The organism is Streptomyces sp. NPDC097981, assembly GCF_040302565.1.
Taxonomy (GTDB): Bacteria; Actinomycetota; Actinomycetes; order Streptomycetales; family Streptomycetaceae; genus Streptomyces.
The window spans coordinates 121588-138953 of the sequence record NZ_JBEORW010000023.1 but is presented as its reverse complement, the minus strand read 5'-3'; the positions used below and the strand labels follow the sequence as shown (position 1 = coordinate 138953).

Annotated in this window: 17 protein-coding genes and 1 pseudogene; 11 read left to right on the top strand and 7 right to left on the bottom strand. The window is 72.4% G+C overall.

Features of this window, described 5'->3' with window-relative positions:
• Positions 1 to 91: pseudogene (locus tag ABTY04_RS22780) on the bottom strand (ATP-binding protein); the annotation flags it as partial.
• A 21-nt stretch (positions 92 to 112) separates the two neighbouring features.
• On the bottom strand, positions 113 to 1270 hold the full coding sequence (locus tag ABTY04_RS22775; RefSeq protein ID WP_352215196.1) for a PP2C family protein-serine/threonine phosphatase: 1158 nt from the start codon (positions 1268 to 1270) through the stop codon (positions 113 to 115).
• A gap of 89 nt (positions 1271 to 1359) precedes the next feature.
• Between ABTY04_RS22775 and ABTY04_RS22770 the strand changes: the two genes are divergently transcribed.
• The 3 genes from ABTY04_RS22770 to ABTY04_RS22760 all read left to right on the top strand — a co-directional run bounded on the left by ABTY04_RS22770 (position 1360) and on the right by ABTY04_RS22760 (position 4556).
• A complete protein-coding gene (locus ABTY04_RS22770) occupies positions 1360 to 2067 on the top strand; it encodes a VIT1/CCC1 transporter family protein (RefSeq protein ID WP_352215195.1) in 708 nt (235 codons plus the stop codon).
• Positions 2068 to 2226: 159 nt separating this feature from the next.
• A complete protein-coding gene (locus ABTY04_RS22765; protein ID WP_352215194.1) occupies positions 2227 to 3120 on the top strand; it encodes a TIGR01777 family oxidoreductase in 894 nt (297 codons plus the stop codon).
• A 179-nt stretch (positions 3121 to 3299) separates the two neighbouring features.
• The gene (locus ABTY04_RS22760) at positions 3300 to 4556 is read left to right on the top strand and encodes an NAD(P)/FAD-dependent oxidoreductase (protein WP_352215193.1); all 1257 of its coding nucleotides are present in this window, start codon (positions 3300 to 3302) and stop codon (positions 4554 to 4556) included.
• A gap of 136 nt (positions 4557 to 4692) precedes the next feature.
• On the opposite strand, the gene ABTY04_RS22755 is transcribed toward ABTY04_RS22760, so the two are convergent.
• Positions 4693 to 6135 (bottom strand): NsdA family TPR-like regulatory protein, encoded by a 1443-nt coding sequence (locus ABTY04_RS22755; protein ID WP_352215192.1) that lies wholly within the window; start codon positions 6133 to 6135, stop codon positions 4693 to 4695.
• A 172-nt stretch (positions 6136 to 6307) separates the two neighbouring features.
• On the opposite strand from ABTY04_RS22755, the gene ABTY04_RS22750 reads away from it, so the two are divergent.
• From ABTY04_RS22750 to ABTY04_RS22730, 5 genes are all read left to right on the top strand, one after another.
• On the top strand, positions 6308 to 6586 hold the full coding sequence (locus ABTY04_RS22750; RefSeq protein ID WP_352215191.1) for a hypothetical protein: 279 nt from the start codon (positions 6308 to 6310) through the stop codon (positions 6584 to 6586).
• Positions 6587 to 6663: 77 nt separating this feature from the next.
• Positions 6664 to 7461: a lipoyl(octanoyl) transferase LipB gene (lipB, locus tag ABTY04_RS22745; RefSeq protein ID WP_352215190.1), complete on the top strand. Its 798-nt coding sequence runs from the start codon at positions 6664 to 6666 to the stop codon at positions 7459 to 7461.
• Positions 7462 to 7571: 110 nt separating this feature from the next.
• Positions 7572 to 8519, top strand: a complete 948-nt coding sequence (gene lipA / locus ABTY04_RS22740) for a lipoyl synthase (protein ID WP_352215189.1) — start codon at positions 7572 to 7574, stop codon at positions 8517 to 8519.
• 403 nt (positions 8520 to 8922) lie between these two features.
• Positions 8923 to 9120 (top strand): SCO2195 family GlnR-regulated protein, encoded by a 198-nt coding sequence (locus tag ABTY04_RS22735; protein ID WP_214937012.1) that lies wholly within the window; start codon positions 8923 to 8925, stop codon positions 9118 to 9120.
• Positions 9121 to 9130: 10 nt separating this feature from the next.
• Positions 9131 to 9829 carry a DUF4191 domain-containing protein gene (locus ABTY04_RS22730; protein WP_352215188.1) on the top strand — a complete coding sequence of 233 codons (699 nt, stop codon included), beginning with the start codon at positions 9131 to 9133 and terminating at the stop codon, positions 9827 to 9829.
• Between the two features lie 128 nt (positions 9830 to 9957).
• On the opposite strand, the gene ABTY04_RS22725 is transcribed toward ABTY04_RS22730, so the two are convergent.
• The gene (locus ABTY04_RS22725) at positions 9958 to 10425 is read right to left on the bottom strand and encodes an RDD family protein (RefSeq protein WP_352215187.1); all 468 of its coding nucleotides are present in this window, start codon (positions 10423 to 10425) and stop codon (positions 9958 to 9960) included.
• A gap of 185 nt (positions 10426 to 10610) precedes the next feature.
• On the opposite strand from ABTY04_RS22725, the gene glnA reads away from it, so the two are divergent.
• Positions 10611 to 12020 (top strand): type I glutamate--ammonia ligase, encoded by a 1410-nt coding sequence (gene glnA / locus ABTY04_RS22720; protein ID WP_352215186.1) that lies wholly within the window; start codon positions 10611 to 10613, stop codon positions 12018 to 12020.
• 159 nt (positions 12021 to 12179) lie between these two features.
• Positions 12180 to 12497, top strand: a complete 318-nt coding sequence (locus ABTY04_RS22715) for a MazG-like family protein (protein ID WP_352215185.1) — start codon at positions 12180 to 12182, stop codon at positions 12495 to 12497.
• On the opposite strand, the gene ABTY04_RS22710 is transcribed toward ABTY04_RS22715, so the two are convergent.
• Positions 12469 to 13152 (bottom strand): TetR/AcrR family transcriptional regulator, encoded by a 684-nt coding sequence (locus tag ABTY04_RS22710; RefSeq protein ID WP_352215184.1) that lies wholly within the window; start codon positions 13150 to 13152, stop codon positions 12469 to 12471. The two genes, ABTY04_RS22715 and ABTY04_RS22710, sit on opposite strands and share 29 nt — an antisense overlap.
• Positions 13153 to 13237: 85 nt before the next feature.
• Here ABTY04_RS22710 and ABTY04_RS22705 point away from each other — a divergent pair, with 85 nt between their 5' ends.
• Positions 13238 to 14008 (top strand): SDR family NAD(P)-dependent oxidoreductase, encoded by a 771-nt coding sequence (locus ABTY04_RS22705; RefSeq protein WP_352215183.1) that lies wholly within the window; start codon positions 13238 to 13240, stop codon positions 14006 to 14008.
• Positions 14009 to 14020: 12 nt separating this feature from the next.
• Here the strand turns inward: ABTY04_RS22705 and ABTY04_RS22700 are convergent, their stop codons facing one another.
• The gene (locus ABTY04_RS22700) at positions 14021 to 14539 is read right to left on the bottom strand and encodes a DUF4240 domain-containing protein (RefSeq protein ID WP_352215182.1); all 519 of its coding nucleotides are present in this window, start codon (positions 14537 to 14539) and stop codon (positions 14021 to 14023) included.
• A gap of 126 nt (positions 14540 to 14665) precedes the next feature.
• The gene (aceE, locus tag ABTY04_RS22695; RefSeq protein WP_352215181.1) at positions 14666 to 17350 is read right to left on the bottom strand and encodes a pyruvate dehydrogenase (acetyl-transferring), homodimeric type; all 2685 of its coding nucleotides are present in this window, start codon (positions 17348 to 17350) and stop codon (positions 14666 to 14668) included.
• Positions 17351 to 17366 lie beyond the last annotated feature (16 nt).

Sequence of the window (17366 nt, the reverse complement as noted above, 5' to 3'; positions counted from 1 at the left end):
CCCCGGCGGCCCGGGCGATGACCACGTGCCCCGATTCGAGGGGCTGGCGCAGCGCGTCCAGCGCCTTGGTGCTGAACTCGGCGGCCTCGTCCCGGCGCCGGGTCCCGCCGGCTCATGCCGGGTCCGCGGCGTCCGGAAGCGACAGCACCAGCAGGGCCACGTCGTCGCGCGGGCCGCCGTGGGTGAACTCGACCAGGTCCTCCCACACCGCCCCGGCCAGCCCCGCCGGGTCCTTCGCCAGCACCGGGACCCGGGCGGCCAGCGGATAGAAGTCGCCCGCCGTGTCCCGTGCCTCGGTCACCCCGTCCGTGTGCGCGAGCAGCCGGTCGCCCGGCAGCAGCGGTACGTCGGCCACCACCGCGAGGTCCGGTCCGGCAAGCCCCAGCCCCAGCGGAGGCCCCGGCTCCACGCCCACCTCCGACACGGTGGACGCCCGCAGCAGCAGCGCCGGCGGATGCCCGCACGACACGATCCGTACGAGGTCCAGCCCGGGCGGGAACTCCAGCAGCAGCGCCGTCGCGAACAGCTCCGGATACCCGGCGGGGGCCGGTGCCGGGTCTGCCGGGTCCACCGGCTCCGGCGGGCCTGCAGGGGCCGCCGAGCCCGCCGAGCCCGCCGTGTCCGCGAGCAGCCTGCGGTCCAGCCGGACGGCCACATCCGCGAGCTCCGGATCGTCCAGCACCCCCTCCCGGAAGGCGCCGAGCAGCGCGGCCACCGTGCCGACCGCCGCCAGGCCGTGCCCCTGCACGTCCCCGACCAGCGCCCGCACCCCGTACGGCCCGATCCGTACGTCGTACAGGTCCCCGCCGACCAGGGTGCCGCGCTGGGCGGCCCGGTACAGCCCGGCGCAGCGCACCGGACCGACCCGGTCCGGCACCGGCGGCAGCACCGCCAGCTGGGCAGCCTCCGCGACGGTCCGCACGCTGACCAGCTGCGCGTCGCGGCGCCTCCGGACCCAGGCGATCACCACGCTGAGCAGCCCGATCGCGGCCACCGTGGCCAGGTCCGTGCCCCGGGCGTGCCCGACGCCGAGCCACGGCACCCCGAGCAGGAAGAGCACCACTGTGGCGAAGACGGCGGTCCCGGCCGCCCCGTACGCGAAGGCCGCGACCGGTGGCAGGCCCGCGAGGAAGAAGCCCAGCTCGACGTCGCCCGGGGTGATGCGCTGCGCGAACACCAGCACCACCAGCGCCACCGCGGGCGCGAGCCGCGCCCAGCGTGGTGGCGGCTTTCCCTGCAGCCAGCCAGGCTCCTCGCGTCGGCGTCTCACCCCTCCACCCTGGTACGGGGGCGGTGGCCGCGCACGCCGGACCGGCCCGCCGGGTGGCCGTACGGGGTCCGGGCACCGACAGTGGTCCCGTGACGGATGCGGACGGGGCGGAGCAGAGCGCGGCGATCAGCACGCGCCTGAACTGGCTGCGGGCCGGGGTGCTCGGAGCGAACGACGGGATCATCTCCACCGCCGGACTGGTGGTGGGCATGGCCGGGGCCACCACCTCGCGCGCGGCGATCCTGGCGGCCGGGGTGGCCGGACTGCTGGCGGGGTCGCTGTCGATGGCGGCGGGCGAGTACGTGTCGGTGAGCTCCCAGCGGGACTCGGAACGGGCCGCGCTGGAGACGGAGCGGCGGGAGCTGGCGGAGGAACCCGAGGCGGAGCTGGAGGAACTGACCGAGCTGCTGGTGGCCCGCGGACTGGGCCGGGAGCTCGCGAGGGAGGCGGCGTTGCAGCTGACGGAGCGGGACGCGCTGAAGGCGCACGCGCGGGTGGAGCTCGGGATCAATCCCGACGAGCTGGCCAACCCCTGGCACGCGGCGTTCGCGAGCCTGGCCGCGTTCACGGTCGGGGCGCTGCTGCCGCTGCTGGCGATCCTGCTGCCGGGGCCGCCGCAGCGGGTGCCGGTGACGGTGGCGGCGGTGCTGGCGGCGCTCACGCTGTGCGGGTTGATCAGCGCCCGGCTGGGCGGCGCACCCGCCCCGCGGGCCGTCCTGCGCAACGTGGCCGGCGGCGCGCTGGCCATGGGGGTCACCTACGCGGTCGGCACCTGGCTGGGCACGAACGGCGTCTGACCCGCAGCCCGCAGCCCGCAGCCCCTCCGCAGCCCCCGGACCACGAGGGCACGCGCGGGCGGGGCCCCCGCCGGGGTGCCTCGCAGCGGGGTGGCGGCGGGGTCCGGGGGCTGCGCGCGGCGGGGGATGCGCTGTGCGGCGGGCCTGCATCATGGGGGCATGCGTATCGCGATCACCGGCTCCAGCGGGCTCATCGGCCAGGCCCTCGTACGGTCCCTGCGCGCGGACGGCCACGACGTGGTGCGCTTCGTGCGCCGCGCGCCCGCCGCGCCCGACGAGGCGGCCTGGGACCCGCGGCGTGGATACGTCGACCCCGCCGGGCTCGCCGGCTGCGGGGCCGTCGTCCACCTCGCCGGGGCCGGGGTCGGCGAACACCGGTGGACCGCCGCGTACAAGAAGGAGATCCGGGACAGCCGGGTGGCGGGGACCGGCGCGATGGCCCGGGCGATCGCCGCGCTCGACGCGCCGCCCGCCGTCTTCGTCAGCGGCTCCGCCATCGGCTACTACGGCGACACCGGCGACCACGCCGTCGACGAGCACGCCCCGGCCGGCGAGGGCTTCCTGCCGGAGGTCTGCATCGAATGGGAAGCGGCCGCCGCCCCCGCCCGGCAGGCCGGCGTACGGACGGTCTTCGCCCGGACCGGACTGGTGGTCGCCGCCGAGGGCGGGGCCTGGGGCAAGCTGTTCCCGATCTTCCGGGCCGGGCTCGGCGGCCGGCTCGGCAACGGCCGCCAGTACTGGTCCTTCATCTCCCTGCACGACGAGATCGCCGCCCTGCGGCACGCCATCGACACCCCGGAGCTGTCCGGTCCCGTCAACCTGACCGCCCCCGAGCCGCTGACCAACCGGGAGGTCACCGCCGCGATGGGCCGGGTACTGCACCGGCCGACCCCGTTTCCCGTTCCGGCGCCCGCCCTGCGCGTGGTGCTCGGGGAGTTCGCCGGGGACGTGCTGGGCAGTCAGCGGGTGCGGCCCGCCCGGCTGTCGGAGTCCGGGTTCACCTTCCGGTACCCGGGGATCGACGAGGCGATCCGGGCCGCCCTCGGCCGGTAGCCGGCGGTCCGCCCCCCCAACGCCCCCCGGCCCCCGCCCCCGTGCGACCGTCCGTGACCCGGATGCGACCGCCGTGCGACCGGACCCGGCCGCAATACCCCACCGAACTAGGGTTCCCCTGGGACCCGTTGGGGGAAGAAGGATTCCCACACAGCCGCGCCGACCTCGGGGAGGGGCACGTGCTCAGCAGCTCACACCGCGCCGCACAGCATGCGGACGTCGTCATCGTAGGAGCCGGAGTCTCAGGACTCGCGGCGGCGCACCACCTGATCGCGGCCGGGGTCGCGGTCACCGTTCTGGAGGCCGCCGACGATCCCGGCGGCCGGATGGCCACCGAGCACGTCGACGGGTTCCGGCTGGACCGCGTCGGGCAGCTGCTCAACACCTCGTACACGGAGCTCGACCGGACCCCCGGCCTGGCCGGCCTGGTCCTGCGGCCCTTCGCGCCGGGGGTGCTCGTCCACACCGACGGCCGGCAGTTGCGCGCCGGGGCGCTGACCCCGGCCCGCGCTCTGGCCAGCGGATCCTTCGACCAGGCCCGGCTCAGCGCCTACCTCGGCCGGCTCGCCGCCCTGCCCGTGGAACGCGTACTGGCCCGACCCGAGCGCACGGCGCTCGCCGCCCTGCGCTCCCGGGCCCTCGGTGCGACGCTGCGGCCCCTGCTCGCCGCGCTCCTGCGCGATCCGGAGCTCACCACCTCCAGCCGGGTCGCCGACCTCGCCCTGCGCACCTTCGCCCGCGGCCGGCTCGCCGTGCCCGAGGGCGGCGCCGCGTCCCTGCCCGAGCTGCTCGCCGCCACGCTGCCGCCCGGCACGGTGCGCACCGGGGTCCGGGTCCGGTCGGTGGCGACCAACCTGGTCACCACCGAGGAGCACGGCGACTTCAGCTGCCGCTCCGCCGTCCTGGCCACCGGGGCGCGGGCCGCCGCCGAACTGCTGCCGGGGCTGCGGGTGCCGGCGTTCCACGAGGTCACCGTCATCCACCACGCCACCGCCGCCCCGCTCGTGTGGGACGGCTCGCTCCTGCTCGACGGCGATCCCCGGTGGCCCGTCGCCCACACCGCGGTGATGAGCGCCGTCGACCCGACGCGGGCCCCGGCCGGCCGGAGCCTGGTCACCACCACCGTGCTCGGTCCGCCGCCGCCGGCGCGCACGGTCGCCTCGCGCCTCGCCCGGCTGTACGAGACCGGCACCCGGGACTGGGAGCTGCTGGCCGTCCACCATGTCCCGGAGGCCGTCCCCGCGATGCCGCCGCCCTACGACCTGCGCCGTACGGTCCGGGTCCTGGCCGGGCTGTACGTGTGCGGCGACCACCGCGACTCCAACACCGTCCAGGGGGCGCTGCACTCGGCCCGCCGCGCCGCCACGGCCGTCCTGCGCGACTTCGGCATCCGGCTCCCGGCCAGCGCGGAGCCCGCCCTTCCGGCGGTGGCCTGAGGCGCCGGAACGGCCCGCACCGCCGACACGGCCGAAGCGGGCGGCACCGCCGACCGGGTACCGGCCGGCCCGGGGCCCGGTTCCCCTGCGGAACCGGGCCCACGTCCGACCGTCCGACCGCAGAGCCGTGGCCGCCTCACGACAGCGCCGCGACCCGGTCCCGGTACGTCCGCACCGCCGAGGCGTCACGGTACGGCTCCAGCCTGCGCTCGAAGTCCCGTACGTACTCCACCGCGCGCACCGACCGCATCTCCATCGCCTGCTGCGCCGCCTCCGCGCCCAGCGCGCACGCCTGGTCCAGCTCGCCCAGCCCCAGCCGGGCCGTGGCCAGCACCACCCGGCAGAACAGCCGCGAGCGCGCGAACCCCGGCGCCCGCAGCTGGAGCGAGCGCTCCGCGTGCTGCGCCGAGGCCCGGTACTGCTGGAGGTCCCGGTGGCAGTGCCCGAACTCGTCCGCCAGCTGCGCCTCGTCGAAGGGCCGCGCCCAGTGCGGTACGTCGTCCCCGGGCCGGGCCGCGCCCAGCGCGCGTTCGGCCCGCACCAGCGAGGCCGTGGCGGCCCGGACCTCGCCGAGCACCGCGTGGCCGCGTGCCTCCGCGGAGTGCAGGAGCGCCTGCACCACCGGCGGCGGTCCGGAGCCGACGCCCTGCTGCGCGACGCGGGCCAGCTGAACCGCCTCCCGGCCGTGGCCGAGGTAGACGGCCTGCCGGCTCATGGTCACCAGCACGTACGAGCCGTACGGCCGGTCCCCGGCGGCCTGCGACAGGCGCAGGGCCTGCACGAAGTAGCGCTGGGCGAGCCCGTGCGCGGCGATGTCGTACGAGGTCCAGCCCGCGAGCCGGGTCAGGTCGGCGGCGGCCGAGAACAGCCGCCGCCCGGTGGTCTCCCCGTAGGTGCCGCGGAGCATGGGCTCGGCCTCGTGTTCGAGGTAGCGCACCAGGGCCTGCCGGGCGTGGCCGCCGCCGTAGGTCTGGTCCAGGGTCCGGAACAGCTCGCCCACCGACCGCAGCGCTGCGATGTCCCCGCTCGTCACCCGCTGGCCGGGCCCCCGGTCGATCTGCCGCTGCCGGGGCACCGTGCCGCGCCCCTGCACCGGGACGCGAGCCGGGGCCGCCGGATCCGCGCCGCGGCCCACGCGCTCGTCGGCCCGCCCGATGAGCCAGTCCCGGCTGGGCACGACCAGCCCGGCGGGGGTGAACGCGATCTTCCGGAGCTCGGCGTGGGAGCCGGAGTCCTTGCGCCACAGCCCGCTGGCGATGTCGACGGCCTCCTCCGGGGTGGCCGCGAACTCCAGACCGGCGTAGACGGGCGCGCAGGCGTCCAGGCCCAGGTCCTGTGCGGAGAGCCGCCGGCCCAGGCGCCGGGTGAAGACCTCGGCGATCAGCGCCGGGGTGGTCCCGCGCGGCTGCTGCCCGCGCAGCCACCGGGTCACTGAGGTCTTGTCGTACCGCAGATCGAGACCGTGCTCCAGGCCGAGCTGGTCGACGCGGCGGGCGAGACCGGCGTTGGAGAACCCGGCTTCCGCGATCAGCGCTGCTAGCTGCCGGTTGGGGACGCGCTGGGCAGGTCGTTCCGTCATCGGCTCCACGGTTTCCTGACGTGACGGACCGGAGGACCGGCCCTTGAACGGCGTGAATGTAGCGGCGAACTCCGTCCGCACCGCCCCCTCTGTCCCACATTCATCCGATCGTGTGCAGAGTCGGTAGGGCCCTTTACGGACCGACCCCCTCCGTCCGCGTACGCTGCGCGACATGACCCGCAGGCCCACCAGGGCGGAACCCCCCGCCGACGCCACCGCGCCACTGCCCGCGCCGGAGCTGACCGAGGCCGAGTGCCGCCGGTGCGGCACGTACATCGCGGGGCTGGACGGGCGGTACGCGTGCGGCGTGTGCGGCTGGGTCAACGACCACTCGGAGGGCCACCGGCGGCTGCCGCGGGCCGACGAGGACCCGGACCGGCCGCCCCGCGGCCGCAAGCGGCCCAGGCCGCTGCCGCCGGGCCCCGGGGACGGGCCGCAGACGGGCGCCTGAGGGGTCGGGAACCGGCCGCCGTACTCTTGGCTGGGTGCGATAGGTGCACACAGCAGGTTCAACGAGGAGGCGCTGCGGTGGCTGATCTTGGGTTTGTCCATCTGGGCTTCGGACCCGATTGCGTCGAGTACACCCAGGCCTGGGAGGAGCAGCGGCGGGTCCACGCCGCGCGCTTCGCGGACGAGATCGGCGACACCTGCCTCCTGCTGGAGCACCAGCCGGTGTACACCGCCGGCCGGCGCACTGCCGACAACGAGCGCCCGCTGGACGGCACGCCCGTCGTGGACGTGGACCGCGGCGGCAAGATCACCTGGCACGGCCCGGGCCAGCTGGTCGGCTACCCGATCATGAAGCTGCCGCGCCCCGTCGACGTCGTCGCGCACGTGCGCCGGCTGGAAGAGGCGCTCATCCGCACCGCCGCCGACTTCGGCCTGGAGACCACCCGGGTCGAGGGCCGGTCCGGGGTGTGGGTCCTCGGCGACCCGATCGAGGAGCGCCCGAAGATCGGCGGCCTCTCCCTCGACTTCGACCCGCGCCTGACCGACGACGAGTTCGACCCCCGCCTGAACGGACCCGAGTACGCTCCGTCCAACGCCGGCCAGCGCCGCGAGGACCGCAAGCTCGCCGCGATCGGCATCCGCGTCGCCAAGGGCGTCACCATGCACGGCTTCGCGATCAACGTGAACCCGGACAACACGTGGTTCGACCGGATCGTGCCCTGCGGGATCCGCGACGCCGGTGTGACCTCGCTCTCGTACGAACTGGACAAGGAGATCACCATCGCCGAGGTGGTCCCGGTCGTCGAGAAGCACCTGAACGACGTACTGGAGCAGGCCGAGCTGCGGCCCCGGGAGATCGAGTCCGCCGCCGGCTGACGGCCGGGGGAATTCGGCCGACCGTGTCCAGGTTGGCCGACGTAAGAGCGTATGAAATTACGGGCGTACCCTGGTGGGCGCCGAAGAATCGAAGTCACAGGGAGCCGGTCGTGTCCGCAGTCGCACCCGACGGACGCAAGATGCTGCGCCTGGAGGTCAGGAACAGCCAGACCCCCATCGAGCGCAAGCCCGAGTGGATCAAGACCCGGGCGAAGATGGGTCCCGAGTACACCAAGATGCAGGCCCTGGTGAAGGGCGAAGGACTGCACACGGTGTGCCAGGAGGCCGGCTGTCCGAACATCTACGAATGCTGGGAGGACCGGGAGGCCACCTTCCTCATCGGCGGCGACCAGTGCACCCGTCGGTGTGACTTCTGCCAGATCGACACGGGCAAGCCCGAGGCCCTGGACCGGGACGAGCCTCGCCGCGTCGGCGAGTCGGTCGTCACGATGGACCTGAACTACGCCACCATCACCGGCGTCGCGCGCGACGACCTGGCCGACGGCGGTGCCTGGCTGTACGCGGAGACCGTGCGCCAGATCCACCAGCAGACCGCGGGCCGCGAGGCCGGCCACACCAAGGTCGAGCTGCTGGCCCCCGACTTCAACGCGGTCCCGGAGCTGCTGGAGGAGGTGTTCGCCTCCCGCCCCGAGGTCTTCGCGCACAACGTCGAGACGGTGCCGCGGATCTTCAAGCGGATCCGCCCCGGCTTCCGCTACGAGCGCTCCCTCGAAGTGATCACCAAGGCGCGCGCGTACGGCCTGGTCACCAAGTCGAACCTGATCCTCGGCATGGGCGAGGAGCGCGAGGAGGTCTCGCAGGCGCTGAAGGACCTCCACGAGGCCGGCTGCGAGCTCATCACCATCACCCAGTACCTGCGGCCCTCGCCGCGGCACCACCCCGTCGAGCGCTGGGTGAAGCCGGCCGAGTTCGTGGAGCTGGCGAAGGAGGCCGAGGAGATCGGCTACTCGGGTGTGATGTCGGGCCCGCTGGTCCGCTCCTCGTACCGCGCCGGGCGCCTCTACCAGCAGGCGATGGAGAAGCGCAGCCGAGCCTGAGCGCAGGTTGAGGGTCCGTCCGAGGCACGAGGGCGGGCACTCGGCCGGAGCGGTGGCGAGGCGGAGCTCGACCGCGGGCTGGAGAAGCGCAGCCGAGTCTGAGCGCAGGTTGAGCGCGCGGGTGTGTGACGCGCGCTACCACACGGACTGTGTGAACTCACGCACAAACTCTTACTGCGGAGTAACACCGCATCGACGCGGCCCCTAGGCTCTTTGTAACGAAGAGCCCGGCGGGCCGCGTAAATGTTTCATCACCGTTTGACCGGTCGGTCATGCCCTGGTAACACCAGTGAGTGACGATGGGTCCACGCAGCGCGCACACCGGCGCACGCCGCCGACCCACCCGCCGCGCACCCCAAGCCCGCCGATGGGCACCGTGAGCACAGTGAAAGGGATCGACATCATGCAGGCCGCGCCCGTACGCGCCATTGCCATTCCGTCGTTCACCGACGCCTTCCGGGGCATTGAGTCGCTGCTCATGAGCGGTGCCCGCCGCAATGCCTGGACCGCCGTCCTCGAAGACCGCCGCAGGGCGAAGGACCGGGTCGAAACCGAGCACGTACTCGAGGCCGCGGCGACCCGGACCCCGCAGGCCACGTAAACTTCGCTGTATGGCGAGGAAGTCAAACGCAGAGACTGCTGCGAACCCCGGGCGACTGAAGCAGATCGCCCTGACGTACAAGATGACGCGCAAGGCCGACCCGAAGGTCGGTCTGATCGTCGCGGGCGTGGGAATCGTCACCTTCGGTGTCTTTCTTGCGATCGGCTTCCTGATCGACCACCCGGTCTACCTGGGCATCCTGGGCTTGCTGGTGGCGTTCCTCGCGATGGCGATCGTCTTCGGACGGCGGGCCGAGCGGGCTGCCTTCGGGCAGATGGAGGGCCAGCCGGGCGCGGCCGCGGCCGTACTGGACAACGTGGGGCGGGGCTGGACGACCACCCCGGCCATCGCGATGAACCGGAACCAGGACATCATCCACCGGGCCGTGGGCAAGGCGGGCGTCGTACTGATCGCCGAGGGCAACGCGAACCGGCTGAAGCCGATGCTCGCCGCCGAGAAGAAGAAGCTGGCCCGGATCATGCCGGACATCCCGGTGAACGACTTCATCGTGGGCACCGGCGAGGGCGAGATCCCGCTGAAGAAGCTGCGCACGACGCTGCTGAAGCTGCCGCGCGTGCTGGCCGGCCCGCAGATCACCCAGGTCAACGACAAGCTGCGGGCCATGGGTGACCTCATGAGCAACATGCCGCTGCCGAAGGGTCCGATGCCCAAGGGCACGCGGATGCCGCGCGGCGGAAAGATGCGCTGACCCGCTTTTCGTATACAACGCACAACGCGCGGTGCACAGCACTGCGCGTACGACACAGGGGCGCCCCCGAGCCGAACGGCTTCGGGGGCGCCCCTGTGCGTATGCATACCGGGTGGGTGCCGGGAGGGTCAGATCCGTACCTGGACGGCGCGGGCCAGCCGGTCGTGCAGGCCGCGTCCGTCCCGGTCCCAGACCAGCGCCGGGATGACGAGGGCGAGCAGCAGCGTGCGCAGCACGACCCGGCCGAAGCCGAGGCGGCCGCCGTCCTGCGCGACGACCCGCAGGCCCACGAGCCGCTTCCCGGGGGTGAACCCGACGGTGCCGACGGTGAGGATGCTCAGCAGCACGAAGAGCGCCAGCGTCCAGTTGCCCGTGGCTGCGGGGTTGCCGCCGGTGATCAGCCCGTATGCGATCACCTGGCAGCCGATCCAGTCGATGGCGACACCGCCGAGGCGGCGGCCGAAGCGGGCAGCCGAGCCGGGGCCCTGCCGGGGCAGGCCGAGCCGCTGGCCCGGATAGCCGAAGTCGACGCCCATGTCCTCGGCGGCCGCGCGGGGGCCGGAGAGCCAGGATCCGAGTGCTTGCCTGTTGTCCACCCCACCACGGTACCCGTGAGGCTGCACAGCCTTCCGGCGGGACCCTGGTTAACTTGTGCGAAACAAATGGGTCATGCTTGAGAAATCCCGTCTGCTTATGGTCGGGTCAGCGTGCGGCACCGCACTGACGCACCACGAGCTATGCAACCCGTCCCTCCCCCGGGGCCGGGAGTAGGAGGAGTTGGATGTTCCAGAACGCCGACGAAGTGAAGCAGTACATCGAGGAGAACGACGTCAAGTTCGTCGACGTCCGCTTCTGCGACCTGCCTGGTGTGATGCAGCACTTCACCATCCCGGCGCGGGCGTTCGACCCGGCGGAGGAGCTCGCCTTCGACGGCTCCTCGATCCGCGGCTTCCAGGCGATCCACGAGTCCGACATGGCTCTGCGCGCCGACATCACCACCGCGCGCCTGGACCCGTTCCGCCGTGACAAGACGCTGAACATCAACTTCTTCATCCACGACCCGATCACGGGCGAGGCCTACAGCCGCGACCCGCGCAACATCGCGAAGAAGGCCGAGGCGTACCTCGCCTCCACCGGCATCGCCGACACCGCGTACTTCGGCCCCGAGGCCGAGTTCTACGTGTTCGACAGCGTGCGCTTCGCGACCACCGCGAACGAGGGCTTCTACCACATCGACTCCGAGGCCGGCGCCTGGAACACCGGTTCCGAGGAGAACAACCGCGGCTACAAGGTCCGCTACAAGGGTGGTTACTTCCCCGTAGCCCCGGTCGACCACTTCGCCGACCTGCGCGCCGAGATCTCCCTCGAACTGGACGCCCAGGGCCTCCAGGTCGAGCGCCAGCACCACGAGGTCGGCACCGGCGGCCAGGCCGAGATCAACTACAAGTTCAACACGCTGCTCGCCGCGGCCGACGACCTGATGCTCTTCAAGTACATCGTGAAGAACGTCGCCTGGCGCAACGGCAAGACCGCGACCTTCATGCCGAAGCCGATCTTCGGTGACAACGGCTCGGGCATGCACGTGCACCAGTCGCTGTGGGCGAACGGCGACCCGCTGTTCTACGACGAGGCAGGCTACGCGGGCCTGTCGGACACCGCCCGCTACTACATCGGCGGCATCCTCAAGCACGCCCCGTCGCTGCTCGCCTTCACCAACCCGACGGTGAACTCGTACCACCGCCTGGTCCCGGGCTTCGAGGCGCCGGTCAACATGGTGTACTCGCAGCGCAACCGTTCCGCCGCCATGCGCATCCCGATCACGGGCTCGAACCCGAAGGCCAAGCGCGTCGAGTTCCGCGCCCCGGACCCGTCCTCGAACCCGTACCTGGCGTTCGCGGCCCTCCTGCTGGCAGGCCTCGACGGCGTCAAGAACAAGATCGAGCCGATGGAGCCGATCGACAAGGACCTCTACGAGCTCTCCCCCGACGAGCACGCGAGCGTCCCGCAGGTCCCGACCAGCCTTGAGGACGTCCTCAAGGCCCTGGAGGAGGACCACGAGTACCTCCTGGCCGGCGGTGTCTTCACCCCGGACCTGATCGAGACCTGGATCGACTACAAGCGCACGCACGAGATCGCCCCGATCGCCCTGCGTCCGCACCCGCACGAGTTCGAGCTCTACTTCGACATCTAAACAGCGCGAGCAGCGGCCCCGTCACCCTCTCCGGAGGGCGGCGGGGCCGTTGTGTTTGCCGCCGTCGTGCCGGCCGCCGTCAGCCGTTCCGAGTCATCCGCCGGGGCCGGCGTGACGATCCCGCCCTTCTCCGGGGGCGCCACCGGCTAGGTTCGGGGCATGGATGATCAGTGGAAGACCGTCGGTGCGCTGGCCGCCCGGTTCGATGCGCACGACCGGGATCGCGGGATGGCGCACGAGGAGAGCGTGACCCTGCAGATCCTCAAGATCGGCGAGGAGTTCGGGGAGGCCGCGCAGGCCGTCATCGGGGTCAAGGGGACCAATCCCCGCAAGGGCGACTCGCACACCTGGGACGACGTGGAGGCCGAGGTCGCCGACGTCATCGTGACCGCGATGGTGGCCCTGGCCCGGATGCGGCCCGATGCCCCCGCGTTCTTCGCCGAGCACCTCAGGATGAAGTCGGACCGGTTCCTCTGACCTCGCGCAGCAGCGGCATCGCGCCCGTCAGGTCGCGCAGGCAGCGGACCGCGAGTTCGGCGGGGGAGCCGGGGCCCGAGACCGGGGCCTCCGTGGTCGACCAGAGCTCCAGGGAGATGCGGATGGCGTCGGTCGCGGCCGCCGCGAGGAGGCGGACGCCCAGGGGGTCGGCGCCCTCGCCGGCCAGCCGGGCGATCACCGGGACCAGGCGTTCCTCGGAGTCCTGGTTCACCCGGTACCAGACCCCGCGCAGCGCCTCGTCGCCCTGGGCGGCGCGGAGCAGGCCGCGGGTCACCTCCAGCCCCTCTTCGACCGCCTGCAGGTCGCTGAGCGAGCGGGTCACCGCGCGTTCCAGGGCCTCGCCGAGCGGGGTGCCGGGGTCCTCCTCGGCGAGCAGCGCGCGCCAGGCCTCGCCGCCGCCGGCGAGGAGCGGGGCCACGGCCTCCTGCTTGTTGCGGAAGTAGCGGTAGAACGTGCGCAGCGCCACACCGGCACGGTGTGCGATGTCCTCGGCGGTGGTGCCGTCGGGACCGTGTTCGGCGAACAGCGTGCAGGCCGCGCGGGCGATGTCAAGCTGGGTGGCGGCCTTGCGGCGCTCGGTCAGCGACTGGGCTCCGGGGCCGGCCTGGGGAGCGTACGGACGAGGGGATCTCACGGGTGAAGCCTACCTCCCGGGCCTGCCGCTGGTGCATGCTTTGGCACTCTGGCAAAATATGTCATCACGGCGGTACGCTCGCCCCATGAACCGTTACGAAGGACGTCGCGTCCTCATCACCGGCGGCGGCTCCGGCATCGGCCAGGCCACCGTCCACCGCATCCTCGCCGAGGGCGGCCGCGTGCACACCGTGGACGTGAACGAGGCCGGCCTGAAGGCGACCGCCGACCGGGCCGCCGCCGACGGGCACGCCGACCGGCTGACCACCGCCGTCCTCGACATATCCGACGAGGCCGCCGTGCAGAGCGGTGTCGCCGCTGCCGTCGAGTCCCTCGGCGGGCTCGACGTACTGGTCAACGCGGCAGGCATCCTGCGCTCCGCGCACACCCACCAGACCACGCTCGACCTCTGGAACAAGGTCATCGCGGTCAACCTCACGGGCACCTTCCTGGTGATCCGCGAGTCGCTCCCGGCACTGCTGGAGGGCGACCAGCCGGTCGTCGTGAACTTCAGCTCCACCTCGGCGTCCTTCGCCCACCCCTACATGTCCGCCTACGCGGCGAGCAAGGGCGGTATCCAGTCCATGACCCACGCGCTGGCCGCCGAGTACAGCAAGCAGGGCCTGCGCTTCGTCGCCGTCGCGCCCGGCTCCATCGAGAGCGGCATGACCACGGGCAACGGCCCCGGCCTGCCCGAGGACACCGACTGGAGCCTGTTCGCCAAGCTGGCCCCGGCCCTCGGCCAGGGCTTCGCCGGCCCGCAGACCGTCGCCGGCGTCGTCGCCATGCTGGGCTCCGAGGACGGCGCCTTCATCACCGGTACGGAGATCCGCATCGACGGCGGTACGCACTACTGACCTGGCGGGGCGTCAGCCCCTGAAGCGCTCCCACAGCCGGGGGAAGCGCTCCGCGAGCACGGCTTCATCCTCGAAGTCCAGCGGGGCGCCCTCCGGCTCGGCGGCCTGGAGCGGAATCCCCAAGTCCGGTGCCACCACCCCGGTCAGCTGCTCATACGCCTCGTCGGCGGCGTACCCCAGCTCCTCGCCGTCCCCGTCGATGTCCTCGTCGAACTCCCCCAGCAGCTCCGCGAGCGAGTCGGGATCGTGCACCCCGCCCTCGAAGACCTCCCGGCCCTGGCCGATCAGCCAGCACCGGAAGTAGTCGAACGCGTCGTCGCTCGCCCCGTCGAGCAGCACCCAGGCAGCCCCCCACAGGTCCCAGGTGTACGCCCGGTTGTACCGGGACTCGAAGTGCCGGGCGAAGTCCAGGACGGAGTCCGGATCGAGCTGCGCCAGCCTCTCCACGAGCAGCTCGGCGTGCTCCTCGGGGTCGCCCTCGGCGGCCTCGCGGGTACGGTCGACGATCTCCCAGAACTCCGTCTCGTCCATCACCGCTCCAGCATCACGGGTCCACCCCTTCGCCGCCACCGCTCATACGGCCAAAGGCCGGTGTCCGCCACCCGGTCGAGGGGGTCGGACACCGGCCTTTCGCCTTGCCGTGCCTGTGGCCGTGTCTTACAGGCCGTAGCGCTCGCGGGCCTCCTTGACGGCGGACGCCGGCACCTCGCCGCGGCGGGCGAGCTGGGCCAGCGCGGCCACCACGATCGACTGCGCGTCGACACCGAAGTGGCGGCGGGCGCCCTCGCGGGTGTCGGACAGGCCGAAGCCGTCCGTGCCGAGCGAGGTGTAGTCCTGCGGGACCCACTGGCTGATCTGGTCCGGGACCTGGCGCATCCAGTCGGAGACGGCCAGGACCGGGCCCGGGGCACCCTCCAGCACGCGGGTGACGTACGGGGTGCGCTCCTCGCCGCGCAGCAGCGCCTCGTCGCACTCCAGCGCGTCGCGCCGCAGCTCGCCCCAGGAGGTGGCGGACCAGACGTCGGCGGCCACGTTCCAGTCGGCGGCGAGCAGCTTCTGCGCCTCCAGGACCCAGTGGATCGCCGTGCCCGAGGCCATCAGCTGGATCTTCGGGGCGTCGGCGGCCGGGGCGGCGCCGTCGAGGCCGGCCGCCGTGTTGAAGCGGTAGAGGCCCTTGAGGATGCCCTCTTCCACGCCCTCCGGCATGGCCGGCTGGACCTTCGGCTCGTTGTAGACCGTCAGGTAGTAGAAGACGTCTTCCGGCTTCTCGCCGTACATCCGGCGCAGACCGTCCTTGACGATCACCGCGATCTCGTACGCGAACGCCGGGTCGTAGTTGAGCGACGCCGGGTTCGTGGACGCGATCAGGTGCGAGTGGCCGTCCGCGTGCTGGAGGCCCTCGCCGGTCAGCGTGGTGCGGCCGGCGGTGGCGCCGACGATGAAGCCCTTGCCGAGCTGGTCGGCGAGCTGCCACATCTGGTCGGCGGTGCGCTGCCAGCCGAACATCGAGTAGAAGATGTAGAAGGGGATCATCGGCTCGCCGTGCGTCGCGTACGACGTGCAGGCGGCGATGAAGTCGGCCATCGCGCCGGCCTCGGTGATCCCCTCGTTGAGGATCTGGCCGTCCTTGGCTTCCTTGTAGTACATGAGCTGGTCGCGGTCGACCGGCTCGTACGTCTGGCCCAGCGGCGAGTAGATGCCGGCCGACGGGAAGAGGGACTCCATACCGAAGGTGCGGGCCTCGTCGGGGACGATCGGCACCCAGCGCTTGCCGGTCTCCTTGTCCCGCATCAGGTCCTTGACGAGCCGGACGAAGGCCATGGTGGTGGCCATCTCCTGCTTGCCGGAGCCCTTGATCAGCGGGGCGAAGGAGCGCTCGGCCGGAGCCGGCAGGGCCACGTGGTGGACCTTGCGGGCCGGGGCCGGGCCGCCGAGGGCCGCGCGGCGCTCGTTCAGGTACTGCACCTCGGGGCTGTTCGCGCCGGGGTGGCCGTACGGGACCTTGCCGTCGACGAAGGCGCTGTCCGGGATCGGGAGGCCGAGGAGGTCGCGCATGTCCTTGAACTCGTCGGTCGTCAGCTTCTTCATCTGGTGGTTCGCGTTCTTCGACTCGAACCCGGTGCCCAGCGTGTAGCCCTTGACGGTCTGCGCGAGGATGACGGTGGGCGCGCCCTTGTGCTCCAGGGCGGCCTTGTACGCGGCGTAGACCTTGCGGGGCTCGTGGCCGCCGCGGGAGCGGTGGAAGCACTCGGCGATCTTCGCGTCGGAGAGCACGCCGGCCAGCTGCACGAGCTCGGCGTTGGCGCCGAAGAAGTGCTGGCGGATGTAGGCCACGTCGCGGGTCGCGTACGTCTGGAACTGCGCGTCCGGTACCTCGCGCAGGCGGCGTACCAGGGCGCCCGTGGTGTCCAGCTGGAACAGCTCGTCCCAGGCGGAGCCCCACAGCGACTTGATGACGTTCCAGCCGGCGCCGCGGAACTGGGCCTCCAGCTCCTGGACCACGCGGAAGTTGGCGCGAACCGGACCGTCGAGGCGCTGCAGGTTGCAGTTGATGACGAAGGTCAGGTTGTCGAGGCGCTCGCGGGAGGCCAGGGCCAGGGCGGCGGTCGACTCGGGCTCGTCCATCTCGCCGTCGCCCAGGAACGCCCAGACGTGCGAGTTGGCGGTGTCCTTGATGCTCCGGTTCTGCAGGTAGCGGTTGAAGCGCGCCTGGTAGATCGCGGAGAGCGGGCCGAGGCCCATGGACACCGTGGGGAACTCCCACAGCCACGGCAGGCGCCGCGGGTGCGGGTAGGACGGCAGGCCGTTGCCGCCGGACTCCTGGCGGAAGTTGTCGAGCTGCTGCTCGGAGATGCGCCCGTCGAGGAAGGCGCGGGCGTAGATGCCGGGGGAGGCGTGGCCCTGGATGTAGAGCTGGTCGCCCGATCCGTCGGCCTCCTTCCCGCGGAAGAAGTGCTGGAAGCCGGTCTCGTAGAGCCAGGCCGCCGAGGCGAAGGTGGCGATGTGGCCGCCGACGCCGTACTTGGATCCGCGGGTCACCATGGCGGCCGCGTTCCAGCGGTTCCATGCGGTGATCCTGGCTTCCATCTCCTCGTCACCCGGGAACGCGGGCTCGGCGGAGGTGGGGATGGTGTTGACGTAGTCCGTCTCCAGCAGCTTCGGCAGCGCGAGGCCGGCGGCTTCGGCGTGCTGGAGGGTGCGGCGGAGCAGGTATTCGGCGCGGCGCGTACCGGCGGCCTTGGCGACGGCGTCGAGGGAGGCCGCCCATTCGGCGGTTTCCTCGGTGTCGCGGTCCGGGAGCTGGTCGAGCTCGCTCGGAAGCTTTCCTACGGGGTCGGACATCGGTGTGCGCCGCCTT